Origin of the sequence: Finegoldia dalianensis, assembly GCF_046255015.1 — a bacterium.
GTDB classification, from domain to species: Bacteria; Bacillota; Clostridia; order Tissierellales; family Peptoniphilaceae; genus Finegoldia; species Finegoldia magna.
Window position 1 is genome coordinate 24,805 of the sequence record NZ_JBDLBQ010000003.1, and the last position, 18,400, is coordinate 43,204.

An 18,400-nucleotide genomic window follows, 5' to 3' on the forward strand; every position below is an offset into this window, starting at 1 on the left:
AAACAAGATTATCTATTTTCGTTTTCACATTCTTGGTTAGCAACTGTGCAAGAAGTTTTGCAAGCTGATTGGCAAGATGTTTGGCATTCACCACAACCACCTTTGCAAGCTGATTCTTTCAAAGTGTTAGGTGTTAAAGTTTTAATATGTTTTTCCATAATATTCACCTCAAAATAATTATATCATAAATTCTAAAAAAATGTGCGAAATAATATTTCTGTGAATATTAAAAAAATACATTGCATAAACATAAAACAAGTGATATATTTAATTTAAAGGAATGATGAAAATGTTCAATTATATTACGCAAAATAAAAAATTATTCTACCTAACTCTTCTTACAGCACCTATTGCCGTTGGATTTGATATTGGCTTGGCGTGGCTTTTAAGAATTATAACAGATGCAGGAACTAATGGAGAAGAACAACTTTTGCCCAGAATAATTCTAATTTCTGTGTTGTACATAATTTTTGCAAGTATTTCCGATTTATTATATCGAAAAAGCACAGTAGAACTTACGAATAATTGTATATACAATGTTAGAAATGATTTGTTCAACAGTATAACAGACGAATCTCTAATCAAAATATCCAAACAAAATAGTGGATATTATATATCAATGTTTTTGAATGATTTGGAAGACTTGAAGATGGATTATTTTAAGAATATTGTGTCTTCATATCATGAAATTCTTAATTTCGTAATATCCTTAGTGTTGCTTGTCAAAATCGACATAATAATGGCAATTACAATAATAATATTTTCAGTGGTGCAATTAGCAGTTCCATTTATTTTCGAAAAATTAATCGAAAAAAGACAAGAAGAACTTATGAATATAAGAAATGAATACACGTCTAGTTTGCAAGAATTCGTGAACAATTTCAATTTGATTAAGTTTTTCAAAAGAGAAATTATTTTTCAAAAAATTAATCAAGATAAATCCATCGAATATCGTAACGCATCAAATACTAAGGAAACTTTGAGCAAAACTATTTACGTTTTATCATTTGCTAGTTCATTGGCAATGTATTTGGGTTGTATGTTGGTCGGAATTTGGCTAGTATTTAAAGACAGAATAACCATTGGTCAAGTAATAGAATCAAGCCAACTTATGGCTTATGTGACAGGACCGTTGTTAAACTTCACAGATATAATGACAAGTTTTAAATCAGCAAAGCCAGTCCAAAACAAAATTATGAATTTCATCTCAGAAGAAAAACCTGTTGAAGTAGAAGATGAATTTGAATTTAATAATTTGAAATTAAACAATATTTCGTTTAAATATCCAACAAGTAACAAATACGTTTTGAAAAATTTGGATTTTACATTTGAAAAAAGCAAAAAATACATTATTATTGGAGAAAGTGGAACGGGTAAATCAACTATATTCAAGATTTTGCAAAAACAAGAAATTGCAACGGAAGGAGAAGTTCAGCTTAATAATAAAAATATTTTGGATATTAAGGATTCAACTTACTATTCGAAAATCGGATTTGCAACTCAAGATACTGGAATATTCACAGCAAGCATCAAAGATAACATATCCTTGTTTGACAACAGACCTGTAGATAAAACAATCATTGAACAATTGGGATTAAATACTTTGATTAATTCCAAACCACAAGGAATTGACACTGTAATCTCCAGCGAAGACAAATCTATCTCAGGTGGAGAAAAACAACGAATTGCCATTGCAAGGCTACTAAATGAAGACTTCGACTGTATTTTATTAGACGAATCTACATCCTCATTGGATAAAAATAGCGTGGATATTGTTGAAGAATGCATACTTTCGAAAAAAGATTTGACAGTAATAGCAATCACACATCATTTGACAAGTAAAGCAATTGACATGAGCGATTGTATTTTAAAATTAGAAGACGGGAAATTAGTACCAGTTACAATGTAAACTAAAAGAGGTTAATAATATGGGAACTAAAAACACTTATAACAACTATCAATTCTACGAAACACCAGCATTGACTAAATATTTGGAAGAACAATCAATAAAAGGCTATAGTTTTTGTGGTGTAGTGGGAGAATTTTTAGATGTATTAAAGTTTAGTCACATGGAAGATAAAAAAAGTAAATCTTTTACTATTTTGCGTAAGCGTTTGGACGAACATATAGATGAAAAAATAAGAGAAATGAAAAATAATAAAACTGAAGTTATACACGAAAATAATACGTATATTGTATTTGCAAATAATTCTGAGGAGGATACGGAGTTAGAATCCATTTTAAAAATGCAAAATGCTCTCCAAGCAGTTTCCATAAAAAAATCTGTAGCATTTATCAGTATATTATTGATTATTTCTGTGATTAGTGTGGTTTTGAATTTATTATGGTCACAAAACACAAATTTAGTGTTAAATAGTCTGAATGTGGAAGTTTGTATTTCTCTAATTATTAATTTCTTGATTTATTTTATTGGAGATTTGCACGATTATTTTTCGGGAAAAGCAGTAACAACAGACGGGAAGCTAATATTTAATAACCGCACCAAATTAAAAGATACGCTATTTCGAATGGGAGATGTACTTAAATTCGCAATATTATTGGTAAGTATATTTCTTAGCATAAAAGTTGTGCTACAAGCAAGTGATCCTGCGGTTACAGTTAATGTTTTAAAAATGTGGTCGATATTTTGTATTGTGGGATTTGGTTCAAGGATAAAATTCCAAAAATCATATATCGCATTGCTTTTTATCGAAGTATTTCTAATAACACTTGGAGCGTTGTAGAAAACAAAAACTAATTTCTATGTAAAAAATTGCACGATTAATCTCGTGCTTTTTTTATTGCTAACATGTAGCAGGAAATTGTTTTTTTAGGATATAATATATAATGATATTTGAAAGTATAAACATGGAGCGGAATATGATAGAAGTAAACAACCTGAAAAAAGATTATGAAATAGTTAAGAGAAAAAGTTTATTAAACAAAGAAAAAACTATCGTGAATGCAGTGAAGAAGATTTCTTTTGAAATTGAAGATGGAGAAAGAGTCGGACTCATTGGGCTAAATGGAGCAGGAAAGACTACTACGATTAAAATGATGACTGGAATTTTGTATCCAACAGATGGTTTCATAAAAGTGAATGGATTCACTCCGTCTGATAGGAAAAAGGAATTCTTGAATGAGATTGGAGTATCAATGGGACAACGTTCGTGTATGTTTTACGATATTGACGTGATAGAATCATTCAAATATTTCAAAGAAGTTTATGAAATTTCGGATACAGAATTTGAGGAAAGATTACAAGAATTCGATAAAGTTCTTGGACTTTCTCAACTTTTACATACTCCTGTAAGAAAATTGTCTTTCGGTCAGAGAATGAAGTGTGAATTGGCAGTGAGTCTGATTCATTTGCCTCGAACGATATTTTTGGATGAGCCTACTATTGGTCTTGATGTTGTGGTTCAAGAGAACATATTTGAATTTTTGAATATGATAAATCAAAAATATAATTCTACTATTATATTGACCACACATGAAATAGAAAACATCGATAAATTTTGTCCAAGAATTATTGTATTAAACCATGGAGAAGTGATTTATGATGGATTGTGCAATAAATTTTTGGATAGGGATATGTACAGAAAACTAACCGTATCTTCCAAATACGTTGAGTATTTGAATGATTTCAATCCAGACATCGAAAATGAGAAGGCGACAGCTTTATTGACAATCGATCAGTTAAATAGTGTAGATATTTCAAACTTTTCTAAGTCCGAATTCACCATCGAAGAATTGAGCTTGGAAGATGTTTTGAAAACTAAATTGAGAGGTGAATGATGAAATTATTTGCTTGTTCTCTAAGAATTGCTCTGAAAAAGATGTTTGCTTATCCAAATGAAATAATCATGATATTTTTTCACAGCCTTTTCCAATTATTGTCGACGATTTTGTTTTGGGTTGTGTTATTCGACAATGTAGAATCTTTTGGATACGACAAATCTTTCATATATTTGTTGGCAATGGTCGGGATGTTATCTTCAGCTATTGAAGAAATGTTTTTCGGACTCAGAGATTTTGAGTGGTTGGTGCGTGACGGAAGTTTGGATAGGTATTTGTATCGCCCTCAAAATACTTTGTTTATGATAATGATAGAAAATATTCCACTTGTTGCATTCATTGAGCAACTCGTGCTTGGAATTGTTGGAATAATTTTGGTAGTAGTGAAATTTGATATCGCGATTTCTTTTGTAGCTGTATTAAAGATGATAATTCTTTTAATAATAGGAAACATTTATTATCAAACGATTTATGCAACAATAACTATGCTGAGTTTGAGATTTGAAAAAATATCGACATTAAGGGATTTGATTTTCAATTTTAATTTTTCAAAAAATTATCCTACTACAATTTTCCCGAATTTTTTGAGAAAATTTCTGACTTATGTAGTTCCTGTTTCATTGATAGCATTTGTTCCAACACTAGCTTTAAGTGGAAAACCTACTAGACATTTTCCTCTGATATTAATTTTTTTAGCAGTGAGCTTGATGATTTTAAACATTGTGTACAATCGTGGACTTAGAAGATATTCTTCAAATGGAGGTTAGAATGAAAAAATACTTAGCGTCTTTGAAAATAGAATACCTAAATTCAAAAGAATACTTTATTTCTTTTGTTTCCTCCATATTTTACATACCAATCACAATCATTGTTTATTATTTTTTGTGGAAATTCATAATGAAAGGACAAGCTGATATTGCTGGAATGAATTTTGACGATGTGATTGCGTATTTCATGACGATTTTGGTAGTGAAAAATTCAATATCAAATACAATGGCTGAAACTTACTACATATTCCAAGATATAAATTCGGGAAATATTGATACTCTGATAACTAAGCCAATTTATTATCCTATTACTAGATTTTTCATATCTCTAGGAAGAGTTGTAATATCAATGCCTTTGGGGATAGCTTTTTGGATAGCAGTTCAGTTGTATTTCAATAAGTTTTCATTTGTATCGCTTGGTTATTTTATAATATCTCTGTTTCTGGGATTTTGTTTGATGTTTCAAGTGCTATGCATTTTAGGATTACTAACATTTTGGTTAAAATCTGTACTTAGTCTCAGAGATGTTTTCTGGTATATTCTGGCAATATTTTCAGGAGAAGTAGTTCCCTTAGCGTTTTTCTCCGGAAAATTTGAAATTATACAACACAATCCACTTGCCGGAATTTATTATATCCCTGCAAACATAATAAACTCAAACAATATGAGTTTATTGTTGTTAGAACAGATAATTTATATGGTGATTTTTTCCATAATAATTTATTTTATGTGGAGAAGAGGAATAAAACATTACGAATCACAAGGCGGGTAAATATGATTTTGATATTAAATAATATATATGATAGGATTAAATTAGCAATTATTAAAAAATTGCGATATCATGCAATGTCCACTATATAGCAAGTGTATGGGAGGATGTGGGTACAAAGAATATTCAAATAAAAATGGGTTTTAAATAAATTGTAATTATGAATCTATAAATTATTTGAATAAATTATATTTTTTGTTTGAATTGTCAAATGAATTTGGTGTTTACATAGAAAACCCATTGGAGGTGATAAATAATGTTGAAATTAAAAAGATATGTTTCAAATAAAAGCCTTGCCATTTATTGTTTGATAAATGGTCTATTAAAAATTTTGTTTTTAGTATCTCCACTTGTTGCAAAAAAGTTTATAGATAATGCAATGAATAAAAATTTTAATAATATGTTGATTTTTGGACTGATAGATGTTTTCTTATTTGTATTAACTCAGGTTGTATCTTATATATTTGATATTTTCAGTAAAAAAGTAGAAACATCAGCAATATCTAATATTTTCAAAGAGGTAAATGAAAATTTGGATACATATAGAGTAAAAGAACATTCAATTAATAGAGATAGGATTAATCAAGAAATAACAAATAATCTTACATTAATAAAAGGCTTTATTGTAGATATACCTGTTAGTATTGTATTTTCTATTATTACTATGATAGCAATATTTTTAATAATGTTAAAATTGTCTATTAGCTTAGCATTAGTTATGATAATTGTAGTCCCAGTAGGTGCATATATATCATATAAATTAGGTTATTTGATTTCAGATTATTCGGAAAAGGATTTAACGAATAATAGAGATATTAAGGGATATCTGCTAGATAAATATTCTATTACAAAGTCAGAAAGACTTTTGAAAAAAAAGCAGATGTTTGATATAAAAATTTTATTAGAAAATTATGAGAATACCTTAAATAAAAAATATAAATTAGAATCTCTTGTAAATAATATGATGATTTATTTTATTTTAAATGGTGTAATAATTTCTATGTATTTGATTTCTGGATATTATGTGTATAAAAATATGATTACAATAGGTACTTTTTATGCTACACAACTTTATGTGTCTAGATTTTGGACACCAGTAGAATATTTGTTTGACATAAGAAATCAATATTTAACAGCAAAGCCAGCAATAAATAGTTTTTTGAATTTTATGGAAGTAAAAAAAACAAGATACAATTATGATATTATAAAAGAAATAGAATTGGTGAATTTTGAATGTTTGAGTAATAAAGGGAAAGTATTAAATGAAAAAATTTCTATGAAATTTGATAATAAAAATATAAATATAATTTCTGGAGATAATGGTGTAGGAAAAACAACTGTGATAGAATCTATTTTGAATTATACTGATAGATACAATGGAGATATATTAATAAATGGAAGAATATTAAAAGAGAGCTACTATGATATGGTGTACATATCATCTGATTATAATATATCTAATTTTGGATTGTTATCTGATAAAATAAATTTTTCTTCTGGACAAAAGAAAAAAGCACAAATAGAGTTAGCATTAAATACGGATAAGAGTGTTTATATAATAGATGAACCTACTAATTTTTTAGATGAAGAAAATAAAATCAAAATAGCGAATATGATAAATGAGTTGTATTTTAAAAGGAAAATAGTGATTTTGATTACGCATGATAGCGAAATTATTAATATGATAAAAAATAAAAAAATGTATTTTTTAAAAAAATCTGCATGAGATTATACTCGTGCAGATTTTTCATTTATTAGCATTCTTTGTTTTCTTCGATTGTTTATGAAATTAATTAAAGCTCCACTGAATATTAAAATATATCCAATTATACTCAAATAATCAGGAATTTGATGTAGGAATAAAAATCCGAACAAACCTGTAAAAATTATCGTCGAATAATCAAACACTGAAATTTCAGAAGCTGGTGCGAATTTGTAAGCCAATGTTATTCCAAATTGTCCGATAAGAGCTGCAAGTCCAACGCCGATAAGAGCAAGGATTGATGATGTTCCCATTGGAACAAAATTAAATATCATAAATGGAATACATACTACACACGAAAATCCTGAGAAAAACGCAACGATAAACGAACTATTAACTCCAAGGGTGTTCAATTTTCTAACGCAAGTGTAAGCTCCACCTGCACAAACTCCACCCAAAATTCCTATTAAATATGGAAGAATTTCCTGGATTTGTAGTGTAGGTTTTACAACGAATAAAACCCCTACAAATGCTATCAGAATCGAAATTATGTGTTCCTTTCTCAAATCTTCTTTTAGAAAAATCCAAGACAAAATCAAAGTCGCAAAAGGAGCGAGTTTGTTGAGAACTGATGCATCAGAAATAAACAAATGATCCAACGCGTAATAATTACAAAAAATTCCTGCAGTACCCAAACTTGCTCTCAAAATCAAAGTTTTCCATGGGATTGATTTAACATCGTGAAGTTCTTTTACTTCTTCTTTTTTATTCGATTTTAGTAAAATTGCGAAAGCCACCAAAAAAGCAATCAAATTTCTGAAAAAACTTTTTTGTATAGTTGGCAAATCTCCAGCAAGTGGTATGAATAAATTCATAAGAGCAAATCCAAATGCTGACAATAATATTGCTATAATACCTTTAGTTCTATTATTCATTTATTACCTCCGTATTAATAAATGATATCATAAAACAATGTAGATTTGAAATAATCGCTATATTTATCTCACTAAAAAATCTGCCTGTTTCAAGGCAGATTTTAGTTTTAATATGCGTTATTGTAAATTGTTTCGATGTCTGATGTTGACAAATCTGAGTAGCTTGTTTTATATGCAGCTGTGTTTTCAGCCATTTCTTTGATTTTATCTTTTGGAATGTCAAGTTCACGAAGTGTAGTTGGAGCTCCGATTTCTTTAAAGAAGTTTTGTAGTGCAACGATTGATTCTAGTGCTAATTCTTCATCTGTTTTTTCTTCTGGATCTATATTCCACACGTTGATTGCAAAGCTTCTGAATTTTTCCAAATGATTTTTGTAGACAAATTTCAAATAATTTGGATGAACTACTGCAAGTCCCATTCCGTGCGTTACATCAAAATATGCAGATAATGTGTGTTCCAATTTGTGGCTTAACCAATCTGAGCTTTTACCAGTGGCAGTAAGTCCGTTGATTGCAAGTGTACTTGCCCACATTAGATTGCTTCTAGCTTGGTAATCTTCAGGATTTTTGAGAGCTACTCTGATACTGTCGATTACAGTTTTCATCAAGCTTTCTGATATATTATCTGTTGTGTTTTCATAATCTGGTTCTGAAAAATATTCTTCCATTATGTGGCTGAACATATCGCAAGTTCCACTGATTAATTGATATTTTGGAAGTGAATATGTGTATGTTGGGTCGATTATTGAAAATACTGGATACAATAATCTGTGTCCGTAGCCGTATTTTTTCTTTCTTTCTATATTTGAAATTACACAACTACCATCCATTTCACTACCAGTTCCAGCCATTGTAATTACTGTTCCAAGTTTGATAGCGTCTATTGGTTTGTTTTTTTCTTCGAAGAAATAATCCCAGAAATCTTCATCAGTTTTTGCGCCCATTGCAATAGCTTTTGAGCAGTCCAATGTTGAGCCACCACCGACAGCTAGTATAAAATCAATGTCATTTTCTTTGCAGATTTTAATTCCTTCATAAACTTTGTCAGTTCTTGGGTTTGGAGTGATTCCTGAAAGTTCGAAAACTTCTTTGCCTTTCAAATTTTCCATAACATCATCGTAAACTCCATTTTTCTTGATGCTTCCTCCACCATAAGTTACTAAAATTTTATTGTAATCTTTTAATTCTTCTTTTAGGTTTGTAACTTGACCTTTACCAAAATGTACTCTTACTGGATTGTAAAATGTAAAATTGTTCATAATGCCCCCTTGTTTTATTCAAAATTTCTCTTATTTTAATATATATCCGATATTTGATTATTTAAAACAAAAAGCAGCGTAAAATATACGCTACTTAATTCATTTCTTTTATTTTTTTGTAAACTATATCTTTGATTTCAGTTGAACTAAAAGTTTTAGTGTCAACTTTTTTTATGTTTTGTAAATTATCTGGAATAGGTGATTTGATAAAGGAGTTTAGTTTTTCCAATGCCATATTTATATCCAGATTTTCGTTGTATCCGAATGATTTCAACACATTTTCCGTAGAAGAATACGGAGATGTTGTAGCCATAATTATTGAAGGAGTGTAATCATAAGAATCGATTACGTATTTGTCGTAAGCAAGAGATGCCATCGCAGTTTGAGGTGACAATGGGTACTGACATTCCAAGAATAATCTCAAAATTTTCTGACTAACCTCATCACTTGTCATGCTGTATGTTTCAATACAACTCAATTTTTGTAGTTCTTCAGGATACAAAGTGAATTTATTTTTTTCTCTAAAATCTGTGTAAATCTCTCTTATTCTATCTTGATTATTTATCAAATGATGTAGCAATCTTTCGATATTCGCCAAGACCAATCTTTCAAATGATGTGGATTCTTCACCGAAAACTTCGTCATAGACAAATTCTCCCGTATCCAAGAATTTTTTGAAAGACAATGGACTTTTTGTCGCACAAATTATTTTATTAATAGGAAGTCCCATTCTTTTTGCGTAGAAACAAGCCATTATATTGCCGAAATTTTCCGTAGGAATACTTACGTTGATTCTTTTTCCAGCTTCTATCTCTCCGTATTTTACCATAGTCACATAACTGTAAAAATAATAAATAACTTGAGTGAGAACTCTGATTATATTCAAAGAATTGCACGTAGAAATAACCGATTCTTTTTGTGCAATCAAATCTTTGATATCAGAATCATTTATCAAACTATCCACCAATTTTTTACATTCATAAAAATCACCATCTACGCCAATTGCACAGACATTATCGGAAAGTGTGGATAATAATTTTGATTTTTCGATATCTGAGATATTATTTGGATAAAACACGAAAACTTTTGTGTTCATCTTTTTGAAATTCTCAATCGTAGACACAGAGATATCCGTGGAAGCTGTGAACAAGTATAAGTTTTTCACATCTTCATTATTATTCAAATTAATATCTATAAATTTAGAGATAATACTCAATGACAAATCCCTATAAGACAGACTTTTGTTGTTGAAAAGTTCAACGTAACATCTATCATTTGTTTTTCTCAAAAAAACATTAGGCTCATCTCCATCGTAAGCGTTATTTACAATGCTTGATATTGAATCTTCGTCAATATCAGTTAAAAAATGCTTCAAAATATATATAGCAAGTTCGTTATATGTCATATCTCTAAGCACATCAATATCGTACAAATTATCTAAATTCAAAGGAACGTAAATATCATCATTTATACAATTGAAGATTACTTCTTGAGAATCGATAGTTATTGAATTATCCCTAGTGCTAATAAATTTCATATTTCCTCCTAATATTATTCTAATTATATCATTTTATGAGATTTAAGTTAATCTTTTTAAATTTCGATAAAATTTGAGTAAAAAATGCCGAAAATACAACGAGAAGCTTATAACTATTGTTTATTTTTTTTTGAAGAGTATAATAATAGTAAAGCGTTTTCTAATCAATAGAATTGATTGTAGCTTTGGGTAAGAATTATAAAATTGAGGGAGAGAGGGCATTATGATAAAAGTAATTCTTAAAAAGAACATCAAGTTTATGGCAGTATCTTTGATTATGAGCTTAATTATGGTTGTGGCGACGTTGTCCGTACCGTTTTTAAGTAATAAAATTTTCAGAGATATCACCAACATTCAAAGAAGTGATTTGTACTTATTGTTTGGTATAATGGTGTTAAATTATTTTATTCAAATAGGGCTGATTTTGTTAAAAGAAAAAGTAGCGGTGAATGTGAATTCAGAAAACTTAGATAATTTTATGCAGGATTTATTTCATGTGAAATACGACACTATGATTAATTTGGGAAACAATTCACTGATTACGAAGATTTCTAAGTTGACTAATTCTATTTACAGTTTTTTGATTGACGATGTAAACACAATGGTTAGTTCGATTTTGATAATTATTGGAGCTTTGATTTTTGTTTCTATTCAAAATATTTATTATGGTTTGATTTTATTAGCGATAATACCATTTACATTTTTCGGATTTAAATTAATCAATAAAAAACTATCTGAAAAATGCGTATCACTATCTGCAATTACTTCCAAAAACTACCAAGATTTTAACAATATTTACAGCAATCCAGATTTTTTGAAACAATACTCCAAGTTTGATGGTTTTGATAATCTTATCAACAAGAAAATCGTGGAAATTTTTGAAGCACACAAAAGCGTTAATCAATTCGCAGGTGCAGCAAGTAGTAGTATTAGAATGTTTAACGAGCTTGTGCAAAACGCTTTGTTGATATGGATAAGTTATAATGTTACGATTGGAAATGCTAAGTTATACTCAATTGTGGTGTTTACTTTGGTAATCAATGTATTCTTCGACTCATTGTATTCATTAAATGGAGTAAATATCGACTTAACGAATTTGAAGGTGGATTCTGGATTTTATAAGGAAAATATTTTAGATAATTTGGAAAACAAAAATGGCGTTGCAATTGAAAATACAATAAGCAAAGTTAAATTTGAAAATCCAGTTGTGAATATTTTGGATACTGAGTTCAAATTTGAAATTAATGAAGAATTTTATCCTTCAGATATCGTATACATAGATGCAAAAAGTGGTGCTGGTAAGAGTACATTACTGCGTTCGCTGTTGAATATCAGAGATGTCGATGGAATATCTATCAACGATAAGGACGTCAATTCATTATCTTTGGCTGAATTAAGAGAAAAAGTCGCATACGTTCCACAAAATCCACTTATCATTCCTGCAAGTTTGAGGGAAAATATTTTGGTTGATACAGTCAAAGACAAATCTATCGATGAAAAAATATTGTCTATGGATGTTTTGAAGCCTGTGTTGAAGAATAAAAACTTGGATTCAGAAATTTTGGCAAATGGAGAAAACTTATCGGGAGGAGAAAAACAAAGAGTATCCATCGTTAGAAGTCTAATGAGAGATGCCGATGTTTATATTTTTGATGAAATAACAAGCAACTTGGATTCAGAATCACAGGAAGATTTCTTCTCCAATTTTATTAAGGATATTGACGACAAAATCGTGTTCATTATAAGTCACGATAAAAAAGTACAAAAATATTGCAATAAAACAATGCATGTAAAATAAAGTAACGAGCTGATTTAATTCAGCTCGTTTTTAATATGTGATTCTGTCTAATATTTTATTGATTTTCGCAAGAACAATTCCGTAATTGGTCATAGGTATGTCGTGCGATTTTGCGAAGTTCGTTTTGCTTTGCATGTACATTTTGTTTTGCATACAGCCACCACAATGAATTATCAAATCGTAATTATAAGCTACGTTGAAGAAATCTTCTCCTCTCACAAAATCAATTGTAACATTTGGATTGATTTTACGGATTAGAGATGGGATTTTGACTCTTCCGATGTCTTCTTCTTTTGGTGAGTGAGTACATGCTTCAGTTATCAATATTTTCTTATCATCTGTCAAATTATCAAGCACTGATACTGATTGGATAAAATAATTGAGGTCTCCTTTGTTTTTTGCGAAAAGTATTGAAAATGATGTTAGTTTTATTTTTTTGTCTAAAATTTTGTCTACTTCTTTGAAAACTTTTGAATCTGTGATTACAAGGTCTGGTTTTTTCATCATTTGTAGTGATTGCTCTAATGTTTCTAGTCCTGTGCTTAAAACCAAGCATTCCTTGTCCAAAAGCTCTTTCATTATTTGAGATTGGGGAAGGATTAATCTTCCTGTTGGACTGCTTTTATCTTGTGGCATTACTAAAAGAATTTTGTCGTGATTATTCACCAATCCATCTGTTAGTGATGATGATTTGGGAATTAAATTTTCTGAAATCTTTTTTAATAATAAGTCGACATTTTCTCCAGTTAGTGCATTTACAGATAAAATTTCAGAGTTCTTTGGTTTAATCATTGCAGACGATTTGTTGTTAAAAACTTTAATTATTTTGACGTTCGTATCGGTTTCAAAATCAATTTGAGTTTTGTTCATATCGTCTGTCACATAAATTATCAAATCAGCGGACTTGATTTCATTGAGAGTTTTTGATTTTCTGTCTTCTCCAAGAGATGTATCGTCATTAAGTCCAGCAGTGTCCACAACTGTACAAGCACCAATACCGTCGATTTCTATTGTTTTCTTAACGGTATCTGTGGTAGTTCCTTTGATGTTGGATGTAATCGAAACATTTTGTTTGCAAATTTTGTTGATTAAAGTTGACTTTCCAACGTTGGTATCACCGACGATTACGATTCTGTTTTTCATTGATTTGTGAGCGCTAGAATCTGAAATCTCTGTTGCCATTTTCTATTTCCTGTAAATATTCTTTAGTTTTTTCGCGGACTTTTTCATTTGGAATATTTGCTAATTCTTTTTGGATTATTTCTTCGCCTTTTTTCTTCGTTTCATCACTGGCATAATCCATCAAGTATTCCTTCAATGTTAGTAGTGCATTTGGGCCGCAGACATTGAGGATTTGTTTTGATTTACAAAGTGACATGAATCGGTCGCCAGTTCTTCCTTCTCTGTAACAAGCTGTACAAAAACTTGGAATGTGTCCCATATCCAACAGCCAATTTACAACTTCATCCAAGCTTCTTTTGTCAGATGTGTCAAATTGAGAAGTTTCCTCTTCTTCTACACAATATCCACCGACAGATGTACGAGATCCACCAGAAATTTGGCTGACACCGACTTTCAAAGCTTTTTCTCTGCTTTTTTGTGATTCTCTTGTAGAGACGATTATTCCAGTGTAAGGAACCGCAATTCTCAACAATGAAACTATTTTTATGAAAATATCATCTGATAATGCGTTTTCAAAATCGTTCGTGTCGATATCATCAGCAGGACAAATTCTAGGAACGCTAATTGTGTGAGGGCCAAAGCCAAACTTTTCTTCCAAATGTTCCTTGTGCATCATTAGCCCAACGAGTTCGTAATCGTATGTTTCCAAGCCAAACAACACACCAACACCAACATCGTCAATTCCACCTTCCATTGCACGATCCATCGCTTCAGTGTGATAATCGTAGTTGTGTTTTGGTCCAGTTGGGTGCAAAATTTCGTAGTTTTCTTTGTTGTATGTTTCTTGGAATAAAATGTAAGTTCCAATTCCAGCTTCTTTTAATTTTCTGTAGTTTTCAACAGTAGTAGCTGCAATGTTTACATTGACACGTCTAATTGATCCGTTTTCGTGTTTGATAGAATAAATAGTTTTGATACTTTCCAACAAATAATCCATCGTATTTATCCTGTCGTCTTCTCCCATTTCAAGAGCAAGTCTTTTGTGTCCCATATCCATAAGAGCGATTGTTTCTTTTTTTATTTCTTCTTGTGTAAGTTTTTTTCTTGGAATAGTTTTGTTCTTAGCGTGATAAGGACAATATGTACAGCCGTTTATGCAGTAGTTTGATAAGTATAATGGCGCAAAAAGAACAATTCTGTTTCCATAATAATCGTTTTTGATTTTGTTTGCTAATTTGAAAATCTCATCCCATACTTCATCTTTGTTGCAATTAATTAAATATGCAACCTCTTCGTGAGTTAATCCTTTTTCTTTTTTTGCTTTTTCGACAATGTCCATGTAAAATTCCAATGGTTTTTGTTTTTTGGATTCGTCCAAGCATCTCAAAATTTCTTCATTAGATATAAATTCAACAGCTTTATCGCTTTTTTTATCGTACATTTTATTCACCATAATTTCCTATACTCATATTTGGGTTAAACCCAAGTGCTTCTATTTTTTCTTTTAATTTTTCAAAATTGCCAGATATTTGAATTTCGAAATCTTTTTTATCATTGTAAATCGAATAATTTTTCCTATTTTCAACAGGAGAAACATTAGGCATTAAAACATTGCCACCGACAGCTAATCCTTTTACAATAGAATCCTTATCCAATGTGGAAAGTGCTGTTGTAATCGGAATCAAAGCTTTGTGGTCAATCAACCTAATCATAGCCAGTAAAAAATATGTCAAATCCAAATCACCGTGCTCATATTTTTCAAAAGGAGTGTTATCAGCAGGGATAAATGGACCAATTCCAACCATTTCCGGTTGAAGTTCTTGAATGAAATACAAGTCCTTTGCCAATGTTAAATCAGTTTGAAAAGGAGACCCTACCATCATTCCGCATCCAGTTTGAAAGTGAAGACTTTTTAAATTTTTTAGGCAGTCTTTTCTGTGATCAAGACTCATTGATTTAGGATGAAGCTTCGAATAGTGATTTTCATCATTTGTTTCGTGACGAAGCAAATATCTATCAGCTCCAGCGTTTTTTAATTTTTCGTAGGAAGAAAAATCTCTCTCACCTAATGAAAGCGTCACAGCAGCATCAGAATATTTTGATTTGATTTCTTTAATTAAATCTATCAAAAACTCATCGGTTATTTCAGAATCTTCTCCACCTTGAAGCACGAATGTCCTGAAGCCTCTCTGGTAAGATCCGTCTACTGACTGTAGTATTTCTTCTTTGGATAATCTGTAGCGGTGAGCGTTCTTGTTAGAATGTCTTAGTCCACAATAAAAGCAATCATTTTTGCAGAATGAACTTATCTCCACCAACGCTCTGAAATAAACGTCGGTTTTGTAATAATGTTTTCTTATTTTTAAAGCTTCATTTGCAAAATCATCGTAAAAATTATTTCTGTTTTTTATCAAATATTCAAACTCTTGTATTGATAATTTGTCGTTGTTTTTTAATTTTTCTAGTAACTCCAAAGCCTGTATCTCTCCGTTTTTCAAGATAAATATCTTACAAAAATTTTCAATATTATATTATTATTAATGCAAGTAAATGTCAAATTTTATTTATACAGAATTTATTTTTTGATTAATAAAATTTCGTTTGACAACATTTGCATACTTTGCTATGATGAAGCTAGTATTATAAATAGGGGGGCAATATGTGTAACTGTTGCGAAAACAAATTTGATATAAGTTGTTTTCTAAAGGGGAAAGACAAGACCGATTTGATTGAAGTTTTGCACAAAGTTCAAGATAAATACGGTTATATTCCACAAGAAGTTGTGGGGAAAATTTCAGAAGAATTTGATATTACACCAGCTAGTATCTACGGTGTAATCACTTTTTACTCAAGATTTACCTTGAAACCAAAAGGAAAGTACGCGATTTCTGTGTGCATGGGTACAGCTTGTTATGTAAAAGGTGCTGAAAATTTGTTGGATGAATTTTCCAAGAGATTGGGAATAGAAGTGGGCGACACTACTGATGATTTGATTTTTTCTTTAGTTGAGACGAGATGCGTGGGAGATTGTGCATCGGCGCCTGTGGTTACTGTCAACGATACAGTGTATAAAAATGTTAAGCTTGAAGATGTAGCTGAAATTTTATCAAATGTTAAGGAGTCGTAATGGAAAAGACTAATGTAATTGATCAAATTATAAAAGAAAATTCTTCGAAATTTTACGATAGAATTAAAAATGATGATAATTTTGTAGTTGATGGCGAAAAAATAACTAAAAAAGGTGATTTTTTCCAAAAACAAACTAGAATCGCTTTAAAAAACTACGGGATAATTAATCCTGAAAGTATAGAAGAATACATAGTGATGGGTGGATATAAAGCTTTAGAAAAATCCATTTTTGAACTTAGTAATCAAGAAATAATCGACATAGTAAAAGATTCTAATTTGAGAGGTAGAGGTGGAGCAGGTTTCCCAACAGGAAGAAAATGGGAAGGTGCAATGCGTGTAGAATCTGATCAAAAATATGTAATCTGTAACGCAGACGAAGGCGATCCAGGTGCGTACATGGACAGATCGATTCTAGAAGGAGACCCCCACAGCGTAATTGAAGCTATGGCTATCTGTGCGAAAGCAATCGGCGCAGACAAGGGTTATGTTTACATAAGAGCAGAATATCCAAAAGCGGTAGCTGCTTTGAAAAAAGCAATTGATGATGCAAAAAAATACAATCTTTTAGGAGATAACATATTAGGCTCTGATTTTAGTTTTGATTTGAAAATTAGATTGGGAGCTGGAGCATTTGTTTGTGGTGAAGGTACTGCACTAATTCAATCAATTGAAGGTAAAAGAGGTATGCCTCAAGCGAAAGTTTTCAGAACTACTGAAAAAGGTTTGTTCAGAAAACCAACTGTACTTAACAACGTTGAAACATTTGCAAATATTGCTGCGATAATTAATAACGGAGCTGACTGGTTCAAATCAATCGGTACGGAAGATTCTCCAGGAACAAAAGTTTTCGCATTGGTTGGTAAGGTAAATAATGCTGGACTGGTAGAAGTTCCAATGGGCATGACAATCAACGAAATAGTTTTTGATATTGGTGGAGGAATTCCTGATAACAAAAAAGTAAAAGCTGTTCAAACTGGTGGACCATCTGGTGGTTGTATTCCAGAAGAACTTTTCGATACAAAAGTTGATTTTATTTCTCTTGCAAGAATTGGTTCAATCATGGGTTCAGGAGGAATGGTTGTAATGGATGAAACTGACTGTATGGTCGACATTGCAAAATTCTTCATGAAATTTACTGTTGATGAATCATGTGGAAAATGTACTCCATGTAGAATTGGTAACAAAAGAGTGCTTGAAATTCTTGAAAGAATCACATCTGGTCAAGGCGAATTAGAAGATTTGGATTTGCTTGACGATTTGTGTGCTGTAATTACGGATTCAAGCTTGTGCGGTTTGGGAAAAACTGCGACAACTCCTGTTATTAGTTCTATGAAATATTTCAGGGATGAATACAAGGAACACATTGTCGATAAAAAATGTCGCGCATCAGTATGTAAAGATTTATTGCAATATACAATTACAGAAAAATGTGTTGGCTGTGGAATTTGTAAAAAGCAATGTCCGGTTAATGCTATTTCTGGAGAAAGAAGAGAAATGCACGAAATCGACACAACAGTTTGTATTAAATGTGATAATTGTCGTAGCGCATGTCCTGTTCATGCAATTGTAAAAATGTAGGAGGGG

Annotated in this window: 16 protein-coding genes; 9 read left to right on the forward strand and 7 right to left on the reverse strand. The window is 30.8% G+C overall.

Translation table 11 applies throughout. From position 1 onward, the window contains the following. Positions 1 to 8 precede the first annotated feature (8 nt). On the reverse strand, positions 9 to 158 hold the full coding sequence (scfA, locus tag ABDJ34_RS03915) for a six-cysteine ranthipeptide SCIFF (protein ID WP_002835215.1): 150 nt from the start codon (positions 156 to 158) through the stop codon (positions 9 to 11). A gap of 131 nt (positions 159 to 289) precedes the next feature. Here scfA and ABDJ34_RS03920 point away from each other — a divergent pair, with 131 nt between their 5' ends. The 6 genes from ABDJ34_RS03920 (at position 290) to ABDJ34_RS03945 (ending at position 7,060) form a co-directional block, all read left to right on the forward strand. Further along, on the forward strand, positions 290 to 1,909 hold the full coding sequence (locus ABDJ34_RS03920; protein ID WP_412701449.1) for an ATP-binding cassette domain-containing protein: 1,620 nt from the start codon (positions 290 to 292) through the stop codon (positions 1,907 to 1,909). Between the two features lie 19 nt (positions 1,910 to 1,928). After that, entirely contained in the window at positions 1,929 to 2,744 is an 816-nt protein-coding gene (locus ABDJ34_RS03925; protein WP_412701450.1) for a hypothetical protein, read from the forward strand. Positions 2,745 to 2,880: 136 nt separating this feature from the next. After that, a complete protein-coding gene (locus ABDJ34_RS03930) occupies positions 2,881 to 3,798 on the forward strand; it encodes an ABC transporter ATP-binding protein (protein WP_412701451.1) in 918 nt (305 codons plus the stop codon). Beyond that, the gene (locus ABDJ34_RS03935) at positions 3,798 to 4,565 is read left to right on the forward strand and encodes an ABC transporter permease (protein WP_412701452.1); all 768 of its coding nucleotides are present in this window, start codon (positions 3,798 to 3,800) and stop codon (positions 4,563 to 4,565) included. The genes ABDJ34_RS03930 and ABDJ34_RS03935 overlap by 1 nt, the downstream gene beginning before the upstream one ends. 1 nt (position 4,566) lies before the next feature. Then, complete coding sequence (locus ABDJ34_RS03940) at positions 4,567 to 5,337, forward strand: ABC transporter permease (protein WP_412701453.1); 771 nt, start codon at positions 4,567 to 4,569, stop codon at positions 5,335 to 5,337. Between the two features lie 253 nt (positions 5,338 to 5,590). Further along, positions 5,591 to 7,060, forward strand: a complete 1,470-nt coding sequence (locus ABDJ34_RS03945) for an ATP-binding cassette domain-containing protein (RefSeq protein WP_412701454.1) — start codon at positions 5,591 to 5,593, stop codon at positions 7,058 to 7,060. Between the two features lie 2 nt (positions 7,061 to 7,062). Here ABDJ34_RS03945 and ABDJ34_RS03950 read toward each other — a convergent pair whose 3' ends face one another. From ABDJ34_RS03950 to ABDJ34_RS03960, 3 genes are all read right to left on the reverse strand, one after another. Beyond that, positions 7,063 to 7,971, reverse strand: a complete 909-nt coding sequence (locus ABDJ34_RS03950) for a DMT family transporter (RefSeq protein ID WP_412701455.1) — start codon at positions 7,969 to 7,971, stop codon at positions 7,063 to 7,065. A 107-nt stretch (positions 7,972 to 8,078) separates the two neighbouring features. Further along, positions 8,079 to 9,230: an iron-containing alcohol dehydrogenase gene (locus tag ABDJ34_RS03955; RefSeq protein ID WP_412701456.1), complete on the reverse strand. Its 1,152-nt coding sequence runs from the start codon at positions 9,228 to 9,230 to the stop codon at positions 8,079 to 8,081. 94 nt (positions 9,231 to 9,324) lie between these two features. Continuing rightward, positions 9,325 to 10,767, reverse strand: a complete 1,443-nt coding sequence (locus ABDJ34_RS03960) for a PALP domain-containing protein (RefSeq protein ID WP_412701457.1) — start codon at positions 10,765 to 10,767, stop codon at positions 9,325 to 9,327. A 223-nt stretch (positions 10,768 to 10,990) separates the two neighbouring features. Between ABDJ34_RS03960 and ABDJ34_RS03965 the strand changes: the two genes are divergently transcribed. Next, positions 10,991 to 12,565, forward strand: a complete 1,575-nt coding sequence (locus ABDJ34_RS03965; protein ID WP_412701458.1) for an ATP-binding cassette domain-containing protein — start codon at positions 10,991 to 10,993, stop codon at positions 12,563 to 12,565. A gap of 30 nt (positions 12,566 to 12,595) precedes the next feature. Here ABDJ34_RS03965 and hydF read toward each other — a convergent pair whose 3' ends face one another. Genes hydF through hydE form a run of 3 tightly spaced genes read right to left on the reverse strand, consistent with a single transcriptional unit; the run spans position 12,596 to position 16,161 of the window. Then, a complete protein-coding gene (hydF, locus tag ABDJ34_RS03970) occupies positions 12,596 to 13,747 on the reverse strand; it encodes a [FeFe] hydrogenase H-cluster maturation GTPase HydF (protein ID WP_412701459.1) in 1,152 nt (383 codons plus the stop codon). Further along, positions 13,722 to 15,128 carry a [FeFe] hydrogenase H-cluster radical SAM maturase HydG gene (hydG, locus tag ABDJ34_RS03975; protein ID WP_412701460.1) on the reverse strand — a complete coding sequence of 469 codons (1,407 nt, stop codon included), beginning with the start codon at positions 15,126 to 15,128 and terminating at the stop codon, positions 13,722 to 13,724. Before hydG ends, hydF begins: the two co-directional genes overlap by 26 nt. A 1-nt stretch (position 15,129) precedes the next feature. Beyond that, a complete protein-coding gene (gene hydE / locus ABDJ34_RS03980; protein ID WP_412701461.1) occupies positions 15,130 to 16,161 on the reverse strand; it encodes a [FeFe] hydrogenase H-cluster radical SAM maturase HydE in 1,032 nt (343 codons plus the stop codon). A 185-nt stretch (positions 16,162 to 16,346) separates the two neighbouring features. Here hydE and ABDJ34_RS03985 point away from each other — a divergent pair, with 185 nt between their 5' ends. Both ABDJ34_RS03985 and ABDJ34_RS03990 read left to right on the forward strand, forming a co-directional pair. Next, positions 16,347 to 16,814 (forward strand): NADH-quinone oxidoreductase subunit NuoE family protein, encoded by a 468-nt coding sequence (locus ABDJ34_RS03985; RefSeq protein WP_094204035.1) that lies wholly within the window; start codon positions 16,347 to 16,349, stop codon positions 16,812 to 16,814. Beyond that, the gene (locus ABDJ34_RS03990) at positions 16,814 to 18,394 is read left to right on the forward strand and encodes an NADH-ubiquinone oxidoreductase-F iron-sulfur binding region domain-containing protein (RefSeq protein ID WP_412701462.1); all 1,581 of its coding nucleotides are present in this window, start codon (positions 16,814 to 16,816) and stop codon (positions 18,392 to 18,394) included. The genes ABDJ34_RS03985 and ABDJ34_RS03990 overlap by 1 nt, the downstream gene beginning before the upstream one ends. Positions 18,395 to 18,400: the final 6 nt, after the last annotated feature.